Origin of the sequence: Stygiolobus caldivivus (assembly GCF_019704315.1) — an archaeon.
GTDB classification, from domain to species: domain Archaea; phylum Thermoproteota; class Thermoprotei_A; order Sulfolobales; family Sulfolobaceae; genus Stygiolobus; species Stygiolobus caldivivus.
The window spans coordinates 1,735,090-1,757,635 of record NZ_AP024597.1; the positions used below are offsets into that span (position 1 = coordinate 1,735,090).

A 22,546-nucleotide genomic window follows, 5' to 3' on the forward strand; every position below is an offset into this window, starting at 1 on the left:
GAGCGGCAAGGAGCCGTTCTTTTCCGACGTGAGGTCTTTAGAGTATCAAAAGATTTTCAACCTGGCAAGATCTTTCGAAACTTTGAGTAAGGCCTATCTCTCCGCATACGGTGGATTAATTACATATCCAGCTCTTTTAGTAGCCAAAGCCAGAAAAGGAAGCCAGGATACTTCCAGATACGAGCAGAAGGTTATAAACTCCCTAGAAACGTTAGTAAAACAATCTTTAGACGAGAAGAAAATTAAGGAAAATTTAAGGCACGACCCCGTAGGTAAGTCCCAAATTCCAGCCCTTTTGAGAGCTACAGCAAAGTTCTTAAAACAATTAGGGGAAAGGGAAATTGCGAAATTATATGAGCAAGTTGCAGATTATTTGGAACAGGGCAACAGGACTTACATGCAGTTGCTAGAGATAAGAAAGAGAATACTTTCTGTAATTCAGCTGAAGAAAGCTCACGAACAACTGCTCGATATCATTGAAAAGTGTTTACAATCAGGGTCTGAGGACGAGATTTGCAAAAACTTGCCCAGCGACGCCGAGAAAATATTCGGCGTTTATAAGGAGAAGCCTTACCTAGTTGATCAGATACTAACGATGCTGGACTTAGGAATTCAAGAGATGTTTGACGCCATGGTTTACACGGCCTATCTAGCTAAGGCCGCTTCAATTGCAGATTATAGCGCAGGTAGGGATGAAAACGATGAAAAATACTTAGAGGAAGTGAGAGATCATCAGAAGGAAATTATTGAATTTATCATGAAATACGCACAAATAAACAAGGAGTTTGTGAAGAGCGACGAGTTGGACGAATTTATGAGGGAAATTGAGGATAATGCCAGACATCACTTCTCTAGGGAGAGTTGAGCTACATTACAAAAGTTTGAAAGCCTTGCCCTTTACGGTAGGCCCAAAATCTAAATAGTAAAGATAATTATCAAAAGATAATAGGGGCCATTTACGGATCCATTGCAATTTCTATTTGTCTTATTGAAGTGGTATTTTAACTGTTAAATTATACGTCAAGTAAAATTAATACTAAAATGTCGATAGGACGGATAATAAGGGGGTTATGACTTAAATTAAATAGAACATCATACGAGTATTTAGATCATTTGTAATAGAATTATATTAATTCGATAGAGAGTATTTCAATTTGTAATAGAGGCATGAGCGACCCTATACTTTCGTATATCAAATATTAATACGGTAAAGGAATCTTTACCGTCTTCTTTCAATTCTACGTCTTTCGTTCTATTAGAATAAGTATTTAAACCTACATTACTTAACACTCTTCAAATGCCTTCATTTTACGTAAGTTCTAATTTCTATGTTAAAGAGATTAAAGGTAAGTATTATGTTTACGTCATAGAGAAGGACAAAGAGGGTAAGCAGAGGCAACATTACATAGGTCCTTTAGAGGAGATAATAGAAAATTACATTAGTATTGGGGGCAGTGGGGGTGTCCCCCACACGCCGCGGCCGGGATTTGAACCCGGGTCAGGGGCTCGACAGGCCCCCATCCTAGACCGCTAGACTACCGCGGCAATTATCTTTACCACTGAAAATTATTTAAAGTTTACGTGAATACATTAAAATCAAGACTTAAAGGGCTGTGAAGCTTCTCGATTTAGAGTAATGAACACCGGCTAAATTATTTATTTCCACACTAGTTCCAGACCGGTTTAAGTACCTTTTGTAAAGTTTATTTGCCTTAATGAGACGGTATATTAACGGTTAATTACATACCGAGGGAAGAGGAATGATAATACAAGGAAGCTAGTGAGACAGACAATAAGGATATTATAATTTTAATGACACAGAACATTCGCCTATATTGCATTATTTATACGTACGGTTATACTAATTCGAGAGAAAATATTTCAATTTAAAATGGACGCCTTGGTGACCCTGAAAATCCCAAACGTCCAAATATTCTCTAGAAGGCGATTTTAGAAGGCATTGATCGAAAAATTGAAATTACAAAACTAAAATTTATAAATAAACAATAAAGACATACTCACATAAAAGTATAAAAAGCTTAAATAGTTAAGTATTGTAAAAATTTTTGCCATGACGGATCCATCAGGGAAATCACCAAAAGGTTCACCTGATATATATTCTAAAGTCGCGGAACTGACGGCTAGGATTGATAGATTACCTACTATGGTATTACCGATCTCAGTGATCTTAGCGTTAGCTTTCGGCTACTTTATTGCCCTATATGACGTGATCGACATAGGTGTGGCGTTTTCCGGGACCTCTTTACCTTATACGGGGCTGACCTCATCGCAAGCATCTACTGTGATCTCAATGGGGCTATTCGGCTACATCCCCGGGGCTATAATCCTAGGGTACTTAGCTGATAGACTGGGGAGGAAGCCGGTGTTAATGTTGACCGCTTTACTAACCGCGGTAGGTAGTCTAGGTAATGCCTTGTCTTTTAATTACCCTATGTTCCTCATATTTAGGTTTATAACGGGTATGGGGATTGGAGGTGACTTAATCCTAGTACCTACATATATAGTAGAGATGGTACCGGCTGTGAAAAGGGGGCAATATTTTAACTTAGTGTATATAGCCGGGTGGGCTGGGTTAGGACTAGGGCCTTTCTTAGCATCGGTAATAGACGTGCTTAACCCCGCAATTGGTTGGAGGGTGATCTTCCTCATAGGTGCTACATTAGCGTTTATAGTCCTAGTGATCAGGTCCCACGCAGATGAGACAGTAAGGATGTTAGCCTTGAAAGGAAAAGTGGATCAAGCTGAGGCCTTAGTGAGGAGGATGGAGGAAGAAGCCAAAGTTAAGGCTAAAGTGGCTGAACTACCTCCTTATAACCCACTTCAATACAAAGTAGAAGAGAAAAACCCGCTTAGTGTATTCCTAAATAAGAGGTACGCTATCAGGATAATCACGGTCATGACATCAATATTCTTCTTCTACTTCGGGGAATACCCTTACTTGACCGAGTTCTTATTGTGGATTAACGGTATATACGGGAGTAATAAGCCTTTAATTAACGAGTATACGGTCTTGTACGGAGCTGCTGGAGTAGGGACATTTTTAGGAGCTATTGCGTTGAGGTTTATAGTAGAGAAGGTGAGGAGGGCAATACTGACTACTATTGCTTATGCAGTAGGCATGCTCCTAGGTGTGTTATTATCAGTCTATTTCGTACTCCAAGGTAACACAACGTTAGCTTTCATATCTATGTTCCTGACAAACTTTATAGGAGTTGGTTGGAGCAACCAGATGAACTATTTGAACGGTACTGAGAACGTACCTACCTATGCGAGGGCAACGTCTTTTGCATTTTCCGACGGTTTTGCACACTTAGGTGCCGCTATATCCACAGCGATAATTTTAGGGTTTGTACCGGTACTGGGTTCACTAAATACGTGGGTGTTGTTCCAAGTCCCTATGGTAATCATGGGGATTATCCTGATATTTGTATTACCGAACACGATCGGGCAAAGCTTAGAAAAAGTAAACGAGGCTGAAGCTGGGATCTAGAAAAAACAAGGTATAAGACAGTATTATAATTTTTTGCTTTCCTCCTTAAAACTAGTAGATTTAATCAAAATATGTCATTCTATGTTTTTTTTTGTTTATAAACTATCTAATATAGTTACTGAGTAATTAACAACTTATTATTTACGTATAAATATGTAAAAAAGACCAAAAACCATTTCTTGGAACGTAATAGGGGTAGGGAGGTTCAGATCTTCAGCATGACTAGCACGGCGTACCAATACCCAGGCTTCATCAGTTACGACGCAGAGGCTAAAGTGTTATACTTATTACTCAAAGTCTACCCGTCGGGTAACCTCAACAGCTTGTACATGAACGTGACGATAGAGTTCCAGTTCGTCACTCCTCAGCAAACCGTAGACCTTAACGTGACAGCCCCCGTAGTAGTCTCAGCCCTTGCAGTTACAGTCATGGTATACCCGCCAGAGTCAAAGCGGGCAAACTGTCAGTGTAATCAACGTCACTACCGTAAACTCCTCCTTAAACTTAGGCTATGTAGCGGCGTTGGCACCGAAGACGGAAATAGACGCCGAGAGGTTAACTAACGGCTTTGTGGCGTTACGCCGTTACCGTGAGCGTAGCTACTCCAACTACCTAGTATATCTGCTTTACCGCATTTTTACTCTTAAAAATAAGACAATTTTCATGACTTTGTCCATAAATAACTGTGTACTAAGATAGTGTGAAAGTTCGTGACAGAAGATAAAGGTAGCTAATTTAACTTACTCCGTATCGACAAAGGTAAGCCTATTCCTCTAGCTCTGGGACTATAGAAAAGGAATGCCTTTCTAAGCGTCGATTTCCTTTCCTATAAGTTTCTTTACTTCTTTTTCTAGCCACAAGTCCCTCCTAGTTATAAAAGTAATAGCTACACCACTTTTACCCATTCTCCCGGTTCTACCTATTCTGTGTATGTATGTCTTTAAATCTTGCGGGGCGTCAAAGTTAATCACCTTATGGACTAAAGGGATGTCCAAACCCCTAGAGGCCACGTCTGTCGTAACTAAGACGTCATATTCACCTCTTCTGAACGCGTCGATGTTCTGGTTCCTTACCCTTTGCGGGAGGTCTCCCCTTAGTTCTACTGCGTTATCTAGCATTTCCACGAGTTTTGCGACCCTACTCCTAGTCCTTACAAACACAATAATCCCTTTCTCTTCTTCTTTCCTTAAGCTCTTTACTTTAGACCTCCAGTCGTCTTCTACTTGCAGGAACTTATGCTCAACGTTAGCTAGGCCCTCGCATACATAAACCCTTTCAGGGTTTGTAACAAATTTGGACGCTAGTTCTTCGATTTCTTTAGGAATAGTAGCTGAAAATAGACCTGTAATTTTCCTGTTGGATGTATGTGACAAGATCATCTCTACATCTTCAATAAACCCCATATCTAACATTAAGTCTGCCTCATCTATTATAACTACTTCAAATTCCTCGAGGTCTATTTCCCCCTTTCCCCACAAGTCTAAAAGCCTCCCTGGGGTAGCTACCACCACGTCAGCTCCCTTTAACTCCCTAAGCTGTTTGTTGTAGGGCATACCACCGTATATCTCGGCTACTTTAACCGACTTATACTTACCAATAGACTTTATATGGGATGAGACTTGTCTGGTGAGCTCCCTAGTGGGTGTAATTACTAACGATTTGTACCCTAATTCTACTATAGGGATACCAAAGGCTGCAGTCTTCCCGCTCCCTGTTTTTGCCCTTACTATTACGTTTTTCCCGTTAATCATTAACGGGATTGTCTTTTTCTGGACCTCAGTAAGCTCGCTGAAGCCCATATCTTTCAAAGCTTTATCTACTTCTTCACTAAACATAAACGCTAAGTAGTCCCCGCTACTAATAAGCTTATAGGTGTACCCAAAATTAGTGCAAGAGATCATCTAGCTGCTAAAAGGACGTTTCTAGCCTGGGTTAGGACATCAATAGCGTTAATGGGGTTTGGTTTCGTCATAGCAAAGTTCCAGATCTTTTTACACGTCCTAGCCCATGAACCTCTGTCTTCTAACTCATTAGTAGGTGGTGTTATAATGATAGTAATGGGTATTGCTACGTTATTATACGGTTTTTATGAATACTTACAAGAGGAAAAGCAGCTAAATGCAAACAAATTTGAAGTTAGGCTTACCCCCATGTGGGTTTACACGACTCTACTCACAGTCTTAGCAGTAGCACTTGTAATAAGCCTTTACATAAGTGAGTACCCATAGACCCTCGGTGTCTTAGGCTTAGCGTTCATGTTAAGTATTATTGCTCTCTTTATTGTAACGGGGATTTCCCCGTTTAGCTTTATTTCGTTTCCGTTAATTGTAGCTAAAATTTTAAAGCCCCCTGCGACTACGTGGACGCTTGTGGCATCTGAAGACCACTTAAATTTAGTATAGCCTGAAATTACGTTAGTGGTCTTGACACCAGGTTTCACTAAAGCGGTTACTCCTTCTATATCTTCAAGTTTCACGTTCCTAAGTGCGAAACCTATCCTGGTTCCCGGTAATACACCTTCTTGATCCTCGTCAAGCACTTGGATACTTTTGACCTCGACTTCTTTTTTCATAGGTAAGGCTATTAACTTGTCGTGTGCTCTGACTTCCGTTAGAGCGAAACCTAAGACTACGACGCCGACACCTTTAACGTTAAATGCCCTATCAATATATACGTAGCCTAGGTCGCTTACCGGTTCGTCCAGTTCGGTGAAATCCGAGACCATATTCACGATCGATAGTTCCTTAAATACCTTGTTAAAAGTCTCCTTATCTGGAGGAGGGACTACTACACCCTTTAGTCCTGAAGCTTCAGCTAATAAAGCCAGTTCACCTTCAAGGGATGTAAGTTGGTTCATGACTAGGTAGAATGAGGAAGATATAGAAAGGGCTTCAGCTTGGTCTAATAATTTCTGCGGTGTTAAAACCGATCTTATCAGATCCCCTATCTTCCTATAGTAAATGTTGTTCTCGGTTTTTTTACCCAATTTTTCAGCAGTGGTCTTTGCAAGCTCCTCATTTGACGCGAGGACAGTCGTTATTGAACCTTTAAGCATATTAGGTGTGTAAACAGCAGGGGAATTTAAAAGACTAATGTAAGATAAGCGACAAGGAAATAAACAATCATCAGCATTATTGATTCCTTGAGACCTAAGTTCTTGTCCATGAGGATGAAAATGGCGAAAGTATTTGCTATTAGTGTTGCTACGACCTCGTTCATCCCGAGCTGGAGGTTTACATCATTAAAAATGCCTACTATTGCGAGTAATACGGTTGCGTTCTCTATTTTACTCCCAACAAAGTCAAAAATAGCGAGCGAACCGCCTTTCTCTGAAGTATATGTTAACCTAATAGCCGTAATTGTCTCTTCCAGTTCTCCAGCTAGAGGTGTGAGGACTAGGGCTAACCATATGGACGGGATATGTAAATATGCTGACAGCCTTGCTACGTCGTTAACAAAAGGTTCTGAAAAAAGGATTAAGAGGAAAGCTCCTACGACTAGGTATAATGACGCTTTAACAATGTCCTTACCCTCGATTTCCTCTTTATCCTCTGTCACGAACTTCCTTACTCTGTAATAAGCGTAATAGGCGTAAAGTGCAATAAGGGGGATAGAGGTGTAAATATTGAGCGAACCGTACATGAGTACAAAAAGTAGGGCGACAGTAGACGCTATCAGGAACTTGTGCTCTACTGTATAGTCTTCTGCGATGGTAAGGCTCTTTCTCCACCTTATAAAATTATATACTCCTAAGAGGCCGATCCCGAAGGTGAATAAAAGTACATTACCCCCGATGGCGGAACCCAATGCTATATATGGCTCATTCCTTAAGGAAGCAGTGATCACAAAAACTGTCTCCGGTAACGCGGTTAACAGCCCCATAATTATGCCTCCGGTCATGCCTTGCCCCATGACTTTCTCGATTTTTTCCGCACCCCTCGAGATAAGCTCGGCTGATAATACTAGGACTGGGAATATTATCAGGAGGTTATCGTCTATCAATATGTGATATAATCACTTCATGACCCTATAAGCTTTATCGAAAATAAGCATGTTTTACAGTCTACATGAGACTTCAAGGTTTAGAACGTTTACACGGATTTTTGACTTAGGCCCTTTAAAAGTATATATAGTCTATAGGGGCTACATTAAAAAGACCTTATCACTTACACATATTATGGGCAAAATAGTATCCGTAGACTTAGGTGATACGTTAGTAGCGTTTAGACCAAGAAAATACGAACTTATATATGAAGTCCTCAGGGAAGAGGGTTATGAAAACTTGTCCTTAAAGAAAGTGTACAGAGCGTATATTAATACCATGGCTAAGTATAATTTTCCAGACCAGAACGGGGTTAACCCTTTTGACGTGAGGGAGTTCCTCTACAACTTGTCAATTAACCCTAATAATATGAGGCTCGTAAAGAAGATATCGGAGATAGATAGAGGGGATGAATATTACACCTATGATGACGCGATCGACTTCCTGGAATTTTTAAAAAGTAACGACTATAGCATAGCACTAGTATCTAATGCTACACCTAGAGCAAAACGGGTGGTAAGGGAATTAAATTTGGACAAGTATTTCGACCTTGAGGTTTACTCATTTGAAGTGGGGAAAGTCAAGCCTAACCCAGCTATCTTTAGTATAGTGATAAAAAAATTGGGTTACCCTGAGTACCACATTGGAGATATTAAAGAAATGGACGTGTACGGGGCAAAAAGGGCAGGAATTAGGTCGATTTTACTTAATAGGTTTTCATTTTATGAAAACGAGGGGATAAAAAGTCTGAAAGAAGTCACTGCTTATCTACGCGTAGGGACTTAGGTCACAGAAGTGACTATTTTTTCTATAGTAGTCTGCCAATACGAACCCCAGAAGAAAAACGGTACACTGATAATTACTAAGGCTAATGTACCTGATAGGAACACTACTGGGAGTGGCAAAAACGCTATTACTTCAAGAACAGCAAAAGGTATTATGCTAAGGAAAGCAACTAAAAACCTGCCCAGCGTAAAAGTCTGGATGGTCTGAAGTGAGGTACGGTAAAACCTTGAATTTATAGAAATTAAGAATATAGCACTTAAAGGCAAATCTGTAATGGTCGCTAACCCTAGGATGAACTGGTTACTCAGTATTTCAAAAATACCTATAGGAAGCAATATCACGACCAGTGAAATGGCCTTACTCACCAAATAATTCCTAAAGAACTCTAAGGGGCTCATTATATTAATATCTAGCCATATAGGCTCTGAAATTAGGGCTGAGCTTGACAGGGATACAGTCAAGAACCAAGAGATAATTATTACATAAAAATTAATTGTCGATAGTGAGAATATCTTGAACAAGTACACAAAGTAAATCCCCGCACCTAGTAGTGAGGTAACCAGTAATATTTGCCATAACTTAACCCTTCTGGACACGTAGGTCGAGGTACCCATAAAGTTAACTCTCCCACCGATTTCTAACACATTCAAGTTCTTCACTAACATAGCTAATAGGGGCGACTTAGCTTTTTCGAAGCTAATTTGTTCTTTAACTTCACCTTTCTCGGACGTTATAGTTACGTTAGAGTACTTCGTAAACGAGAACTGGCTGAGGGCTAAAACAAATAGACTAATAGAAAATAAAGACAAAATAGTAAAACCTTGTATTTGATATCCGATAAACATAGACATTGGGCTAAAGGGGAACCCTAAAGAAGCTGAAAAGAACCAAACGGCCAAAGGAACGGCAATAAGTATTTTTCTCTTATTGTCTAAAGGATATACTATTGCGGGCAAGGAAGAGGAAGAAAAACTCAGGAGTATGGGGATAAAAATTCCGTATACCCCTACAGCTAGTATAAACCATGAAATAAACAAGATCGATAACGCTAAGTTTACTACTAATGAACCTATAATTATCGATGTAACTAACATCTTATCATCTATTGGTAGCATTGCTAGAAAATCACTATCTGACTTGGAAACCATACCAAACCGTGTATTAAACATTGAAGTTACTACCAGCAGTGTGGAGTAAAAAATAGAGAATAATGAAAATTCTCTAGTGATATATTGGGGCTCGTGGGAATAACTAGGCAAGGTCATTATGACAAGGAGTAATGAAAGGGCTATGTACAAAGCGAGAGACCTCTTGGGAACCCTGGAAAAAATTACAAATTCAATAAGTTTACCCCACATTGCTCATCAGCCTCGCGACTATGCTCTCTATTGGTTCGTCCTCTCTTCCCATAGCCCTTAGCTCAGATATCGAACCGCTCCATATTACTGTACCTCGGGATATTACAATAACATGGTCTGTTAGTCTTGTGGCAATCGACATAATATGTGTAGACACTAGGAAGGTAGCGTTCATCTGTTTGAGGATACCTATTACCCTTTCTTGGGTAGGTATATCCAAGTAGTTTAGAGGCTCATCAAGGAGGACTATCTCAGGGTTATGCAGGAGGACTAAAGCAATAGCTAATTTCTGTTGGTTTCCCCTAGACAGTTTACCTGCTTGGACATTTTCATACTGCCTTAAATCTAATAAATCCATCATTTCTTCGGCTCTTTGTTTGGGGTTACTAACCCCCCTCAGAGATGATATATACTCTAAGTTTTCTCTTACTGTAAGTATTCTATAAGGCATGGGATCTTCAGGCAAATAACCGAGGATCCGTTTTACCTGCTTGTCTCCAGGTCTCAAACCTTTTATGTAGACCTCTCCTTGGTCTGGTTTCAATAGACCGGCCAATATTTTCATTGTAGTAGATTTACCGGCTCCGTTAGGCCCTAAAAGGGCATACCTACCCCCACAAGGGATTGAAAAGGATAAATTATGAAGAGCTTTTATCGATCCAAATTTTTTATAAACGTTATTTACAATAATACAATCCATATAATAGATGTTCTATTCTGTTATAATTAAATATATTCACGGATTCATGAAACCACATATTGAAAGAACGAGTGTTATACTGGGTTATACTCGGTCAGTTAATATAGGGCAAGAGTACTTTGGTATAAAACGTACGCATTTTCTGGGCAGAAGGACGAGAGGTCTTGCCCTATAGTATCTGAGAAAGTATAAGACTCAAGGAGGTTAAAGTTAAGTTATGAGTCTTGTATGACACCGTATATTGAGTTACGGTAGACCTCAATTTATCTAATTATTTTTTATACTTACTTAAACCTTAGAGGCCAAGGTGTTTAGTTTATATGTAGTAGAACCTCTGACTATGACCCCTTCCACAGAGTTAAGGGCGTTATACGCTGTGAAAAATTTACCCTTAACCCTCAAGGTCTGACTAAGAATATTATACTTGGCCAGTTTATAAAGGACAGATAATAGTAACCTTAACTTAAAGTGTGCATATTTGCCGAGAATACGAAGGGGACTTGTCCTCTAGTATTTGACTGAGTATAAGTAATAATATTCGACCTTTCCGCCGTGGCTATATTAAAAAGTTAAAATAAATTATCCATAATTATCCGATAACTTTTAAATTTTACTGATACTTACTCAAGGGTATATTAAATATTTTTCACTATTAACGAGAGTAAAGCAAATAAAGTAGGAAGTATATGTATATGAATTAGACTGTTACTCAAAAAAAGTTAAAAGAAAAACAAGAGGTGCGGTGGGGAAAAATTCGGCGAGGTGGTGAGTGATGTACTGAGTTAAAGAGGTGGAAGAGGCTTATAAAGTTAACTTGTTTGCAGTGAGAATGAAGATTTTTTTAAGATATTTTTCCCATAACGGTAATGATTTTACTTCTGTTGAAACGTGATACGCCTGAGACTTTAAAGACGATTTATCTTGTACGATACGGCGAATTGTTTTAGAGAAGCCGTTACGCTATGGACTAAAACCGAGTATGATTATGTTAAAAGATTTTCTCTGTAATTTTTCTAAGTAAATTGAAAAATTATAAAATCTGAATATATGTTGATTTAAATAAACGGAGTAGAATTTAAATTAATCGAATTTATAATAACAGTAGTGGACGTGCAAAATTACACGTATTTACCAATCTTTCTTAATGTTGAAGGGTTAAGGGTTCTAGTAGTAGGTGGAGGTACTGTAGGTACAAAGAGGGCTTTGAAATTTATCGAGTCTGGGGCAAATGTAACAGTAGTAAGTTTAGACTTTTCAGAAGAATTATTGGACGTAAAGAAAAAAGGAGAAAAGAGAATTAACCTAGTTAAGGCTGACGCTATGACGTTAATAGACGTAAATTTTCTAGAACAATTTAATATTATAGTTACCGCTACGTCCAATAGGGAGGTAAATTCCAAACTTTGTACCATGGCAAAGTCCTTAAATAAGTTGTGCAATGACCCGACAGACCCTACAGAGTCCAGTTTCATAATCCCCTTGTATTCCATAGAGGACTCTATAGGCGTCGCCGTGACAACTTTCGGTAAATCTAGTTTATCTTCAAAGTTCATCCTAGAGTTAATAAAGGAAAAAGTACTGACAGATGAAGTTAAAAGGCTCGTCAGTGTAATGGGGTTAGTAAAGGAAGTAATAAAGTCAAAGGTAGACGACCCTAAAAAGAGGTTCCCGCTGTATTCTAAGGTATTTAATGATGAGAGATTTAGGGACTATGTGAAAAACGGTCAGATAGATAAATCTATAAAAAGAGTGGAGGAGATCATAGATGAATCAGCTTAAATTAGATAACTATTATGCACTAATTTACACTTATAAAACAATAGGACTTGATAAGTTATATGAACATTATATAAAAGATGATGAATTAAAACAGTTAAAAATCTCTGATGAGATAGAAGTTTGCGTTTTACAAACATGTAATAGGGTAGAGGCTTACCTTTATCTACATAATTCAGGAGATATCGAGAGCTTCCTAGAGAAACTTGATTCTTTTCACAAAACCAAAATAACTAAAGATGCTACTATATTACAAGGTAAAGATGTAGTTAAGCACTTATTTGAGGTAGCGTCAGGAATAGATTCTTTAGCTATTGGAGAATATGAAATACTAGGTCAAATAAAAGATACGGCCGAGAAGTGTAAGAGGTTAAAGATAGCAAGAGATGCACTTGACTTACTTTTTACTTCCGCTGTAAAGACCGGAAGGAGAGTAAGAAGCGAAACGGATATATCTAAAGGAAAAACCGGGGTCTACTCCTTAGCTATCGACTATGCTATTAAAAAGTTTGGCCAGTTAAAAGGTTTAAGAGTAGCAATAGTCGGTGCTGGAGAAATAGGTAGTAAGATTGCGCATATGCTTAAAGACTCTGGGGCAACCGACGTTACAATATTCAATAGGACGTTAAGTAAGGCATTAGACGTAGCCAGTAGGTACGGTTACAAGGCCAAGGGACTCAACTTTGATGATATACGTGATTATGACTTAGTGTTTTTGGCGATCTATTATCCAGAAAAAATTAGGTTAGAGGGACCAAAGTTAATAATTGATTTATCTATCCCAAATATTGCTGAAGGAAGAAACGTAGTAACTCTAGAAACCCTTAAAGCTATATCAAATCAGATAATGGAGAAGAAAATGACCGAAATAGAGAAAGCTAGGAAAATAATAGAGAATGAAATAGAGAAGTTTAGAAAAGAAATAGATACTTACAACCTTAATAGGATGATATCGCTCTTTATGAGTAGAATCGAGGAGATAAGGAAGGAAGAAGTCCAAGAGGCTATAAACGTCCTGGTCAAACAGGGTTCTATTTCTGAGGACACTGTATCTGAAATCATAGACAAGATGTCTTCATCATTGTTAAAGAAAGTTTTCTCTCCGGTGTTAGAGGATATCAGAAAAACTCCTAATAGGATGGAATATTTAAACTATCTAATAGAGGTCTTAGGAAATGGTAACGTTTCCGACAGTAAGGCCGAGAAGACTAAGAAACAATAAGATAATAAGGGATCTCATAGCTCAAACATCCATAAACGTATCTCAACTGGTCTTACCAATTTTCGTAAAAGAAAATATAAATGAACCGGAAAAGATAGAAAGTATGCCTGAAATATTCAGATACCCACCAAATGATTATCTAACAAAATTTGTTCAACAGGCATATGAGTTAGGGATAAGGAGTTTTATACTATTTGGGATCCCCTCATATAAAGACGATTTTGCGTCCTCAGCTTACGCAAAAGATGGAATAATACAGAAGAGCTTAGGTCTTCTTAGACAGACCTTTGGGGACAAGATACTCCTTATAGCTGATGAGTGTACGGACGAATATATAAGTCACGGGCATTGCGGGGTTGTGATAAATAAGAACGGTAAAGCAATAATTGATAATGATGAAAGCTTAGAAGTCCACGCTAGGATAGCCCTTAGCCAGGCTGAAGCTGGAGCAGATATAATAGCACCTTCTTCAATGATGGACGGGGTAGTAGGGGCTATAAGGAAGAAACTAGATGAGAACGGTTATAGGGATATAAGCATTATGTCTTACAGCGTAAAGTACGCTTCAACTTTCTATTCTCCCTTTAGAGATGCAGCTTATTCAAAACCGGCATTTGGAGATAGAAGGGGTTACCAAATGGATCCAAGAAACTCCTTTGAGGCATTAAAAGAAGCTGAGCTAGACATAGAAGAAGGAGCAGACATTCTAATGGTTAAACCTGCACATACGTATCTTGATGTGATCAGAATTGTAAAAGATAATTTTCCGTATTACCCATTAGCAGCTTATCACGTAAGCGGGGAATATAGCATGATTAAAGCAGCAGCTATAAACGGTTGGATAGACGAAAGGACAGCTGTACTTGAGATCACTACTGCGATAAAAAGGGCAGGAGCCGACATTATTATCACCTATTTTGCACCTAAAATTGCGGAATGGCTTAAAGAGGGGGTACCTTTTTGAGCGAGAACTTGTGGAAGGAGGCCCTAAAATTATTCGCAGGTGGAGTCAATAGCCCTGTTCGCGCAGCTGTTAAACCGTATCCTTTTTACGTAGAAAAGGCTGAAGGAGCATATCTATATACCGTAGATGGAAAAAGGTTAATAGACTATGTTTTAGGATATGGCCCATTATTTTTAGGGCATAGACACCCTTATGTGGAAAACAAGATTATTGAACAGTTGCAAAAAGGTTGGTTATACGGTACACCGAGCCCAATTGAGGTCAAGCTTGCTGAAAAAATAATTAGTCACATCCCGTCAGCTCAAAAGATAAGATTTGTGAATAGCGGTACGGAAGCTACGATGCTAGCATTGAGGTTAGCTCGTGGATACACGGGCAGAGAGAAGATATTAAAATTTAATGGTAATTATCACGGTGCTCACGACTACGGACTAGTAGAAGCTGGGAGCGCAGCTACAGAATTTAATGTATCTACTTCAAACGGAATACCAGCATTAGTAAGAAATACTGTAGAAATCTGTGAATATAACGACTTAGGCTGTGTTGAAAAGAAACTAAAGAACGAGGATATCGCGGGAGTAATTGTTGAGCCCATAATGGGTAATATGGGACTTATTTTACCGGAAAAAGGCTTCTTAGAAGGACTTAGGGAACTGACTAGGTCATACAATACATTACTAATTTTTGACGAAGTGATTACAGGTTTCAGGCTGGGTCTTAGCGGAGCCCAAGGATATTTCAACGTAATACCGGACTTAACGACCTTAGGAAAGATAATAGGAGGAGGATTACCTATAGGAGCTGTGGCCGGAAAATCTGAAATTATTGACTTACTCACTCCTTCGGGGAAAGTATTTAATGCCGGGACCTTTAACGCTAACCCTTTAAGCATGGCCGCAGGAGTAGCGACTATTGAGGTGTTAGAAAGAGAAAAAGTCTATGATACAGCGAGGGATTCAGCTAACGCTTTTAGTGAAGAACTTAAGACGTTATTGGAAAAGAAGGGCATTACCTTCACTCTTAACAGAGTTGAAAGCATGTTTCAAGTATTCTTCGGCGTAAGAGAAGTCAAAAACGCCACACAAGCAAAGCAATCAGATAAGAGTTTCTATTTCAGAGTACACCAGAAGATGCTAGAACAAGGAGTATTTATACCGCCTAGTCAATTCGAGGTAATTTTCTCGTCTGGTGTACATAACTCCCATATAGTTAATGCTACATTAGAGGCCGTTAAGAAGGTGATAACTGAGTTATGAAAATCAGAATAGCTGCTAGGGGTAGCAAGCTGAGTAGAATTCAAGTGAAAATGGTGGAGGATGAGCTGAGGAAGTTAGGGATTGAGACTTCATTCATAGAAGTTAAAACAAAAGCGGATTTATTCCAACACTCGTCATTATCACAGCTAGGTAAAGGTGTTTTTGAAAAGGAAGTAAACCAAGCTGTAGTTGACGGGTTGGCAGACATTGCGGTGCATAGCATGAAAGATATGCTCAGCGAGTCTCCTGAAGACCTGGAATTGTACGCTGTACTCAAGAGAGATCCGCCTTATGACGTCATCATCTCAAATTCTGGTGATATTTTCAGTGTAGAAAGTGGTAAAGTAATCGGGACTAGTAGTGTTAGGAGAAGGAATTCGGTATTATTTTATAGGAGGGATCTAGTTGTAAGGGAATTACGGGGAAATATTGATACAAGGGTGAAGAAGCTTAAAAACGGGGAATATGACGCAATAATAGTAGCTGAAGCCTCCATAACAAGAATGGCTCAGTATGATAGTGAGTTCCGAAGCTTGAAATATTATAGGCTCGAACCGACCGTAATGACACCAGAGGCTAACCAAGGAATTATAGCTATAGTGGGGAGAAAGGCTAGCCCTAATTTGAAAGAGATATTTAAACCGATAAACCACGAAAAGACTTTTCGTGAAGCGATAGCTGAAAGGACTGCGTTGAACATAATCGGAGGAGGGTGCCACTCTCCTTTAGGGGTATTAGTAGAAGAATTAGACGAAAAAGAATACAAGGGTATTATTACATATGTGGATACAAGGAAAAAAATAAGTGTAGAAGGGGTTTATAATGGAGAGCCCAAAGAGGTAGGTGAGAAATTAGGGAGAGAGATGCTAAAGGAGATAAAAAATGAAGGTATTACTACTAAGACCTGAGGGTAGTGAAATACCATATAATAGCGAAATACATATTGTTAACATTCCGGTGCTGAGCCCGGTCTGTGTAGACCATATTTTACCGATTAACCCAGAGGCAATAGGGTTTACGAGTGTAAATGCGGTAAAATGTTTTAAATACTTCGATAAAATTAGATCGAATACGCGAATTTACGCCGTAGGTCCCTCAACAGCCAAAGCAATAGAAAAATTGTATCGGGACAAAGGTGTAAGGATACCAGACACATACACGGTAGACTCGATGGTTAAGAAAATACTAGAAGACTTTAAGGACCAAGCAAATATAGCCCTTGTCAGGAGTAAAGTAGGTTATGAAAGGGATAAGGGAACATACCCTAACATAGTCCAAATAGTGGACTATGACCTAATAATCAACCATGAAAACCTAAGGGAAGTTAAGGAATTACTCTCAAAATGTGAGTATGAATTCGTAGTAGTTACGAGTTCTCTCATAGCAAAATTAGTCAGAGACTACATAAAAGAGTGTACTAAGGTAATCAGCATAGGGCCTTCAACTACTAAGGCACTAGAAGGGGTTAACAATATATATGAAGCTAAAGAACATGATATGGATGGAGTATTTACTTTATTGAAAGAGCTTTTGAGGGATGATTAATGGATGATATTACCTTACGAAACTTTACCCTTAAAGCCTTAAAGGAAATTATAGGAGATGTAGATGAAAATACTCTAGAGTTAAAATTTAAGCAAGGGTTTAAGGATAAGGTAGATGTCTATGGAAAATTCGAGAACAAAAATGGACTTTATGAGTTTGCCCTAAGCTTTGACGAAAAGGGGAAGGTCAAGCGGAGTCATGTAAATTTGATAATGCCGAAAGACATCAAAGACGAAATGGAAAGAAGAACAAGTGTTGATGGGTAAGAGTATTGAAAGTTTTATTAATAGTAATAGATGGAATGGCTTTCCATATAGTAGAGAAAATAAGGCACAAACTACCTACTGTAAATGGGTTAATCGAGAAGGGGTTTTTCGGAAAATTAGAATCTGTCTTCCCTTCTTTAACGCCGATAGCCCTAGCTTCTTTGGTTACCGGAAATAGTCCTAAACTCAACGGAGTTACTGCACCTAAAGTTTTCATGAAAAATAAACCTTTATCTAATGAGCTTTCAGCATATACGAGTGAACCTTTAAAGACAGACCCGATCTGGGTCTATTTAGGTAAGAATGGATATAAAGTTCTAGTTACCTCTTCACCTCAAGCCCTTCCTGATAGATGGAAAGTAGAGGGTACCACGCTATTAGACCCTTACAAAAGCAAGATGAAAAAATGCAGTGATGCTAAGGTATTAACAGAAGGTGAAAACAAGGTTTTAGGGAAAATTTGGCTCGTAGAGAAAACCTCAGCTAATAAGTTTTACGTATCATATCCTTCACCTAGCAGTGAAAAGACTTTAGAGATAGAAAATAACCAGTGGAGTAGTCCTATATTAGTTAGAGGAAAATGCGGTAAAGAAGAATTCAACGGAGTAACTCTCCTGCATGCAAGGGAGAAAGACATATACCTTGCACCGATAGCTTTTGACAACAAAAAATGGGGGAATGACCTCAATTTATTGGAAAAAGTCTGGAATGACGTCTCCCTAGTTCACGGTATGATGATGGACGGAGATCACATTTCACTTCATAGAGATATGATAAACTTTGAGGAGTACGTGGAAACTGTAAAAAAGACCTTTAATTTCTTTATGAATTACACTAAATATTTATTAGATAATGTAAAATGGGACTTTGCCTTAACTTACCTACCAGTAGTGGATAACGTCCAACACTTACTCTACGGTATCGAAGATGAGAAAGCTTCAGAGTACGTATTTCAGAGTTATTTAATGGCTGATGAATTCATAAAAATGCAACTCGATTATGCTGACTTAGTGATAGTAGTTTCAGACCACGGCGTTGAAAAAATAAAGAAAAAAGTATTCGTAAATAAATTGTTAGAAAGAATAAATGTGCTTTCCATAAATGAAAAGGACGAAATTGACTGGTCTAAGACTAAGGCTTATTATGGTGGGGGAGGACAAATCAGGATAAACTTAAAAGGTAGAGAAGAAAAGGGTGTAGTTTCACTAAAGGAGTTTCCTAAACTAGTAAGGTACATCGTAAGGAACTTAGAAAACTTAACCGATGGTAATGATAAAGTGTTTACATCTATATATGCTAGTGAGTCACCTGCACCAGACCGTGAGGGGGACATAAAAATTGGAGGGATAAGGGAATTTTATGGGATCAGCAGTATAGTAAGAAAGGATATGGAAGTAATAGAAACTATAATACCATATAAGAATAATAGTGGAGAACATGGCTATTTCAGGAAGAATGACCTTTACGGTGTGATAATAGCTAAGTATAGGCAATCTGAACTTAAAAGACCTGAAACTATTCAACAAGCAAGGATAATCGATGTAGCACCTACAATTCTCAAACTTTTCGGAATAAATAATATTAAAATGGAAGGAAGACCAATTATAAAATTGTTAGAAGCATATGAAAGTTCCCATCGCATATTCTAAGAGGACGAAGAAGCCAATAGGAATAAGTTATGAAGAATATGGGATGCCCTATACTGAGTTCGTTGATGAAAGGGGCGAAATTAAGTCAATATTTGAAGGGGAACCTAAAAGGAAAACTCCCTTACCTCTCACCGTGAACGTCAAATTCCTGCACGAGACAAAGTTACTTAGGAACCCTCATATACTACCTTTTCTACCTTTTTTCCAAGATTTACCTAAGAGTTACGTATACCGAAAACCTAAGCCAATTGAAAATATAGAGATAGAGAGACTAATTATAGGGGGAGGTACTTCTGGTATCGCTACTTTAGATAGTAAATCGCTTTTAATAACACGCGAATTATTCGGAGATATAATTTTCGATATTTCACCCTCTCCATTTCTTGAAAAAAATGAAATTATTAAGAGATTAAAAGAAAAGGTAAAGGAAAATGAACAGAGAGTCCTCTACGGGAATTACATAGGGAAGTTTGATGAGGGGATCCTAGTTGAACTAAGGGACAAATTCCTCCTCGTGAACGCTAAGAAGGTCGTAGTGTCTACAGGGGCTAGGACCTTAAAGCCTATCTTTAACGGAAATTGGGAACCGGGTATAGTATCGCGCGAATTCTATCTTAAAAAACTTGGCCCAGAGAAAAACGGGAAAATATTAGTTTTAGGGTTTAATGACTTAGCAGCAAAAACAGCATTAAATGCAAATAACGCTATAATACTTGCACCTAAACATATTGAATTCTCTTTTTCACCATATTTTAGAGAATTAATAGAGGAAAAAGGAATAGAAATAAAGAGAGATTATATAACAGAGGTCAAGAGCACTAACCAGAAAATCGTCGTAAATACGGAAAGCAATACTTACGAAGTCTCGCTAGTCGTCTTTTCAACACTAAAACAGCCGAGGATAGAAGTTACAAGCAGCATGGGAATACCTTATACCTATGAAGGACATCTTTACAAACCTATAAAAACTAATAGCGGGGTAGACTTTACTGGAGGAACACTAGGGATAGTTGACGAGTATTTAAGTTTTCTAAGCGGAGAAGCTCTAAACAATCCTGATAAACTTGAAGAATTCAAAAAATTACACTATACTGAAGCTCAAAATAATTCTTTATCTGAGTCCCCATATTATTACGGGAGTAAAGGTGTGGTATGTGAATGTGAAGAAGTATATCTCGAGGATATTGAATACGCTAAATCACTGGGCATGAGAGATACGGAAGAAGTGAAAAGGGTCACTGGTTTGGGGACTGGAAAATGTCAGGGTAAGGCATGCGTAATTACCAGTGCGGATTATATGAAAAGTCCAGTCCTAATCTCTTTTAGGACACCTATTTACCCGGTGAGACTATGATCATCGTAGGTGCCGGGTCTCACGGTCTGAGTTTAGCATATCATCTGGTTAAGAAGGGTTTTGATAAGGACATAAAGATCGTAGAAATGAGAAGAATAGGTTTCGGGTCTAGTAGTAGAAACGCCTCTAGGTTCCGTTATCACTTTAACAGCAGAGAAAACATTAACTACGCCAAGAAAGCTATACCTTATCTCCTAAGTCATGCCAATGAGTTGAAGCTTAACCCATTACTTTACTTTACGGGGTATCTATGGGTATTAAGGGATGAAAAACAAATATCAATGTTAAAGAAATTACACAATAGATGGAGTAGTGAAGGAATAGGGGGAAAATTTGTAGAATGCGAAGAGTTTGGCTTTATCAAATATGATGGGCTATGTTATTACGCACCACAAGATGGGGCCTTCCACCACGATTATATCCTCTATAGTTATTATATTGAAGTAAAAGGCAAAGCCGAAATTATCATAGACGAAGCGAAGAGAATAGTGTTTAAAGGTGAAAGGGTAAAAGGTGTTGAACTAGCTCACGGGGGAGTGTTAGAAGATAACGAAGTGGTAGTAACAGCTGGTGCCTGGACCGGTAAACTATTAGAAAACTCAGGGATTAAATTACCTATCTACCCTGAGAAAAAAGAGATTTTTATAACAGAGGACATTAGTTTTAGAGTCAAGCCCCTTGTAATTGATACACTAAACAAAGTCTATTTTTCCCAGACTTTGAAAGGTGAAATAATAGGAGGGACTGAAACACCCATACCTTATGGTTTCTTACCCTTTACAAACTCTCTTGCAGAGTTGTCCCATTTCCTGAGAGCTGTGAGAGAGACTATTAAGGGGGCTGAAGGTATAGGGATTTTGAGGGGATGGAGCGGGTATTATGAGATGACACCCGATAGTTCCCATATAATGGGGTATGATGAAGAATGGCCTGAAGGGCTTTATGTTAATGCAGGATATAGCGGACATGGGATGATGTTTGCACCATATTCAGGAAAGATAATGGCTGAATTGATTTTAGACGGAGTTATGAGGGAAGAAATGAGACCTTATCTTCCCAACAGGTTCAGGACTAATAAGCTGATTGAGGAAAACTTAGTCATCTGACGGGGAAGATAGGGAAGTACTTGTTACCAGTGGGAGGACTTTCACTTTTTTCCTTAAATATTTCGTTATGTAGGCTGCTAATTCTTTGGCGTACTTGCTCCTACTACCGTCCAATACTATTAAGTCTGCAGTACTTGTCTCTATATACTTCAGGGTATCTTCAAAATCTCCGTGGCTGCTAAATCCTATCGTATATGAATTAGTGTCCACTTGTTTTATAAAGTCCTTAATAAGCCAACCGTCCAAAAGAAAGTTAGTGGTCCCTTTGCCCCTCTTTTTAAATTCAGTAGCGTGCTTAAATTCGACGTACCACCCATCCTTAATTATTTTTTTACCTTCTTCTGTCTTTTTATTTATATATTTCCCTATATTTTCTCCATATTTATCAGCTATCTTAGTCAGTTTCTCTACCTTATCTTCTACTATATACGGTGCATCGACCTTATATTTTCGCAGGATTTTCATAGCTTCTTGCATCTTACCGTAATAAGCGTATATAGTAACGGGGCCTTTTAGTAGTGAGTCAGCTATATAATCCGCAAATAACATCTCTATATCGTCCTTATATTTTCTAACGAATATCGGACTACCATAAGTGGCGTCTATTATTAAAACGTCTGGGTTAAGTATTGGAGTACCTTTACCTGGGTTCCTAAAGTCGCCAGTATATGCTATCTCGATATCTTTATCAGTTTCTACGACTACTTGCGAAGCACCCATTATATGTTCAGCCTTCTCTAGCTGGATTTTCTCGCCTAAGAGATCGACTTTAATCCCGTAGTCAAGAGGTAGCTGTTTATGCTTTGGTATATTATACCCTAGAGCTTGTAAGGACTCTAACGTAATAGGGGAAGCTATTATACTAGTACATTCCGTAATACTCTTGTTTAGTCCACCTATATGGTCTGCGTGGAAATGAGTAACAGCCCTAAAAAGCCTTTTATGGTGACCGTCTATCACGAAATTATTACCTACTAAGATTGCACCGTTCTCTTGGATATCGAACACAGT

21 protein-coding genes, 1 tRNA gene and 1 pseudogene are annotated in these 22,546 nt (G+C 38.5%); 16 read left to right on the top strand and 7 right to left on the bottom strand.

The window, feature by feature from the left end; translation table 11 throughout:
- Positions 1-82 precede the first annotated feature (82 nt).
- A complete protein-coding gene (locus KN1_RS08120) occupies positions 83-865 on the top strand; it encodes a conjugal transfer protein (RefSeq protein ID WP_225905628.1) in 783 nt (260 codons plus the stop codon).
- Between the two features lie 432 nt (positions 866-1,297).
- Positions 1,298-1,441 (top strand): annotated as a pseudogene (locus KN1_RS15120) (putative integrase); the annotation flags it as partial.
- 31 nt (positions 1,442-1,472) lie between these two features.
- Here KN1_RS15120 and KN1_RS08130 read toward each other — a convergent pair.
- A tRNA-Asp gene (locus KN1_RS08130) sits at positions 1,473-1,545 on the bottom strand.
- A gap of 526 nt (positions 1,546-2,071) precedes the next feature.
- On the opposite strand from KN1_RS08130, the gene KN1_RS08135 reads away from it, so the two are divergent.
- A complete protein-coding gene (locus KN1_RS08135; protein ID WP_221286949.1) occupies positions 2,072-3,511 on the top strand; it encodes an MFS transporter in 1,440 nt (479 codons plus the stop codon).
- A 179-nt stretch (positions 3,512-3,690) separates the two neighbouring features.
- Positions 3,691-4,074 carry a hypothetical protein gene (locus KN1_RS08140; protein ID WP_221286951.1) on the top strand — a complete coding sequence of 128 codons (384 nt, stop codon included), beginning with the start codon at positions 3,691-3,693 and terminating at the stop codon, positions 4,072-4,074.
- A 243-nt stretch (positions 4,075-4,317) separates the two neighbouring features.
- On the opposite strand, the gene KN1_RS08145 is transcribed toward KN1_RS08140, so the two are convergent.
- A complete protein-coding gene (locus KN1_RS08145) occupies positions 4,318-5,346 on the bottom strand; it encodes a DEAD/DEAH box helicase (RefSeq protein WP_221286952.1) in 1,029 nt (342 codons plus the stop codon).
- Positions 5,347-5,463: 117 nt separating this feature from the next.
- Here KN1_RS08145 and KN1_RS08150 point away from each other — a divergent pair, with 117 nt between their 5' ends.
- Positions 5,464-5,739, top strand: a complete 276-nt coding sequence (locus tag KN1_RS08150; RefSeq protein WP_258712501.1) for a YidH family protein — start codon at positions 5,464-5,466, stop codon at positions 5,737-5,739.
- Here KN1_RS08150 and KN1_RS08155 read toward each other — a convergent pair.
- Together KN1_RS08155 and KN1_RS08160 are read right to left on the bottom strand one after the other, a co-directional pair.
- Positions 5,718-6,566, bottom strand: a complete 849-nt coding sequence (locus KN1_RS08155; protein ID WP_221286955.1) for a translation elongation factor — start codon at positions 6,564-6,566, stop codon at positions 5,718-5,720. The two genes, KN1_RS08150 and KN1_RS08155, sit on opposite strands and share 22 nt — an antisense overlap.
- Before the next feature lie 26 nt (positions 6,567-6,592).
- Complete coding sequence (locus KN1_RS08160; RefSeq protein WP_225905629.1) at positions 6,593-7,513, bottom strand: sodium:calcium antiporter; 921 nt, start codon at positions 7,511-7,513, stop codon at positions 6,593-6,595.
- A 175-nt stretch (positions 7,514-7,688) separates the two neighbouring features.
- Between KN1_RS08160 and KN1_RS08165 the strand changes: the two genes are divergently transcribed.
- Entirely contained in the window at positions 7,689-8,339 is a 651-nt protein-coding gene (locus tag KN1_RS08165) for an HAD family hydrolase (RefSeq protein WP_221286957.1), read from the top strand.
- Here the strand turns inward: KN1_RS08165 and KN1_RS08170 are convergent.
- Together KN1_RS08170 and KN1_RS08175 are read right to left on the bottom strand one after the other, a co-directional pair.
- Positions 8,336-9,697 (bottom strand): hypothetical protein, encoded by a 1,362-nt coding sequence (locus KN1_RS08170; RefSeq protein ID WP_221286959.1) that lies wholly within the window; start codon positions 9,695-9,697, stop codon positions 8,336-8,338. The genes KN1_RS08165 and KN1_RS08170 overlap by 4 nt on opposite strands.
- Positions 9,687-10,397: an ABC transporter ATP-binding protein gene (locus KN1_RS08175; RefSeq protein WP_221286961.1), complete on the bottom strand. Its 711-nt coding sequence runs from the start codon at positions 10,395-10,397 to the stop codon at positions 9,687-9,689. The genes KN1_RS08170 and KN1_RS08175 overlap by 11 nt, the downstream gene beginning before the upstream one ends.
- A 1,104-nt stretch (positions 10,398-11,501) precedes the next feature.
- Here KN1_RS08175 and KN1_RS08180 point away from each other — a divergent pair.
- From KN1_RS08180 to KN1_RS08225, 10 genes are read left to right on the top strand one after another with little or no spacing between them, the layout of a single operon-like run.
- The gene (locus KN1_RS08180) at positions 11,502-12,176 is read left to right on the top strand and encodes a precorrin-2 dehydrogenase/sirohydrochlorin ferrochelatase family protein (protein ID WP_225905630.1); all 675 of its coding nucleotides are present in this window, start codon (positions 11,502-11,504) and stop codon (positions 12,174-12,176) included.
- Positions 12,163-13,395, top strand: coding sequence for a glutamyl-tRNA reductase (locus KN1_RS08185; RefSeq protein ID WP_221286962.1), 1,233 nt, complete (start codon positions 12,163-12,165; stop codon positions 13,393-13,395). Before KN1_RS08180 ends, KN1_RS08185 begins: the two co-directional genes overlap by 14 nt.
- Positions 13,349-14,359 carry a porphobilinogen synthase gene (hemB, locus tag KN1_RS08190; protein ID WP_221286964.1) on the top strand — a complete coding sequence of 337 codons (1,011 nt, stop codon included), beginning with the start codon at positions 13,349-13,351 and terminating at the stop codon, positions 14,357-14,359. Before KN1_RS08185 ends, hemB begins: the two co-directional genes overlap by 47 nt.
- Positions 14,356-15,615 (top strand): glutamate-1-semialdehyde 2,1-aminomutase, encoded by a 1,260-nt coding sequence (hemL, locus tag KN1_RS08195; RefSeq protein WP_221286966.1) that lies wholly within the window; start codon positions 14,356-14,358, stop codon positions 15,613-15,615. Before hemB ends, hemL begins: the two co-directional genes overlap by 4 nt.
- Positions 15,612-16,523, top strand: a complete 912-nt coding sequence (gene hemC / locus KN1_RS08200; RefSeq protein ID WP_221286968.1) for a hydroxymethylbilane synthase — start codon at positions 15,612-15,614, stop codon at positions 16,521-16,523. Before hemL ends, hemC begins: the two co-directional genes overlap by 4 nt.
- A complete protein-coding gene (locus KN1_RS08205; RefSeq protein ID WP_221286970.1) occupies positions 16,498-17,160 on the top strand; it encodes a uroporphyrinogen-III synthase in 663 nt (220 codons plus the stop codon). Before hemC ends, KN1_RS08205 begins: the two co-directional genes overlap by 26 nt.
- Entirely contained in the window at positions 17,160-17,426 is a 267-nt protein-coding gene (locus KN1_RS08210) for a hypothetical protein (protein WP_221286972.1), read from the top strand. The genes KN1_RS08205 and KN1_RS08210 overlap by 1 nt, the downstream gene beginning before the upstream one ends.
- Before the next feature lie 5 nt (positions 17,427-17,431).
- Positions 17,432-19,075 (top strand): alkaline phosphatase family protein, encoded by a 1,644-nt coding sequence (locus KN1_RS08215; RefSeq protein ID WP_221286974.1) that lies wholly within the window; start codon positions 17,432-17,434, stop codon positions 19,073-19,075.
- Positions 19,050-20,429 carry a (2Fe-2S)-binding protein gene (locus KN1_RS08220; protein ID WP_221286976.1) on the top strand — a complete coding sequence of 460 codons (1,380 nt, stop codon included), beginning with the start codon at positions 19,050-19,052 and terminating at the stop codon, positions 20,427-20,429. Before KN1_RS08215 ends, KN1_RS08220 begins: the two co-directional genes overlap by 26 nt.
- On the top strand, positions 20,426-21,535 hold the full coding sequence (locus KN1_RS08225; protein ID WP_221286978.1) for an NAD(P)/FAD-dependent oxidoreductase: 1,110 nt from the start codon (positions 20,426-20,428) through the stop codon (positions 21,533-21,535). Before KN1_RS08220 ends, KN1_RS08225 begins: the two co-directional genes overlap by 4 nt.
- Here KN1_RS08225 and KN1_RS08230 read toward each other — a convergent pair.
- Positions 21,524-22,543 (bottom strand): MBL fold metallo-hydrolase, encoded by a 1,020-nt coding sequence (locus tag KN1_RS08230; protein ID WP_221286980.1) that lies wholly within the window; start codon positions 22,541-22,543, stop codon positions 21,524-21,526. The genes KN1_RS08225 and KN1_RS08230 overlap by 12 nt on opposite strands.
- Positions 22,544-22,546 lie beyond the last annotated feature (3 nt).

What these genes read in the sequence shown, in the direction of transcription:
- KN1_RS08135 (WP_221286949.1), top strand. Translation starts at nt 2,072, where the DNA reads ATGACGGATCCATCAGGGAAATCACCAAAAGGTTCACCTGATATATAT.
- KN1_RS08145 (WP_221286952.1), bottom strand. Translation starts at nt 5,346, where the DNA reads ATGTTTAGTGAAGAAGTAGATAAAGCTTTGAAAGATATGGGCTTCAGC.
- KN1_RS08150 (WP_258712501.1), top strand. Translation starts at nt 5,464, where the DNA reads ATGGGGTTTGGTTTCGTCATAGCAAAGTTCCAGATCTTTTTACACGTC.
- KN1_RS08155 (WP_221286955.1), bottom strand. Translation starts at nt 6,566, where the DNA reads ATGCTTAAAGGTTCAATAACGACTGTCCTCGCGTCAAATGAGGAGCTT.
- KN1_RS08165 (WP_221286957.1), top strand. Translation starts at nt 7,689, where the DNA reads ATGGGCAAAATAGTATCCGTAGACTTAGGTGATACGTTAGTAGCGTTT.
- KN1_RS08170 (WP_221286959.1), bottom strand. Translation starts at nt 9,697, where the DNA reads ATGTGGGGTAAACTTATTGAATTTGTAATTTTTTCCAGGGTTCCCAAG.
- KN1_RS08175 (WP_221286961.1), bottom strand. Translation starts at nt 10,397, where the DNA reads ATGGATTGTATTATTGTAAATAACGTTTATAAAAAATTTGGATCGATA.
- KN1_RS08185 (WP_221286962.1), top strand. Translation starts at nt 12,163, where the DNA reads ATGAATCAGCTTAAATTAGATAACTATTATGCACTAATTTACACTTAT.
- hemB (WP_221286964.1), top strand. Translation starts at nt 13,349, where the DNA reads ATGGTAACGTTTCCGACAGTAAGGCCGAGAAGACTAAGAAACAATAAG.
- hemC (WP_221286968.1), top strand. Translation starts at nt 15,612, where the DNA reads ATGAAAATCAGAATAGCTGCTAGGGGTAGCAAGCTGAGTAGAATTCAA.
- KN1_RS08205 (WP_221286970.1), top strand. Translation starts at nt 16,498, where the DNA reads ATGAAGGTATTACTACTAAGACCTGAGGGTAGTGAAATACCATATAAT.
- KN1_RS08210 (WP_221286972.1), top strand. Translation starts at nt 17,160, where the DNA reads ATGGATGATATTACCTTACGAAACTTTACCCTTAAAGCCTTAAAGGAA.
- KN1_RS08220 (WP_221286976.1), top strand. Translation starts at nt 19,050, where the DNA reads ATGAAAGTTCCCATCGCATATTCTAAGAGGACGAAGAAGCCAATAGGA.
- KN1_RS08225 (WP_221286978.1), top strand. Translation starts at nt 20,426, where the DNA reads ATGATCATCGTAGGTGCCGGGTCTCACGGTCTGAGTTTAGCATATCAT.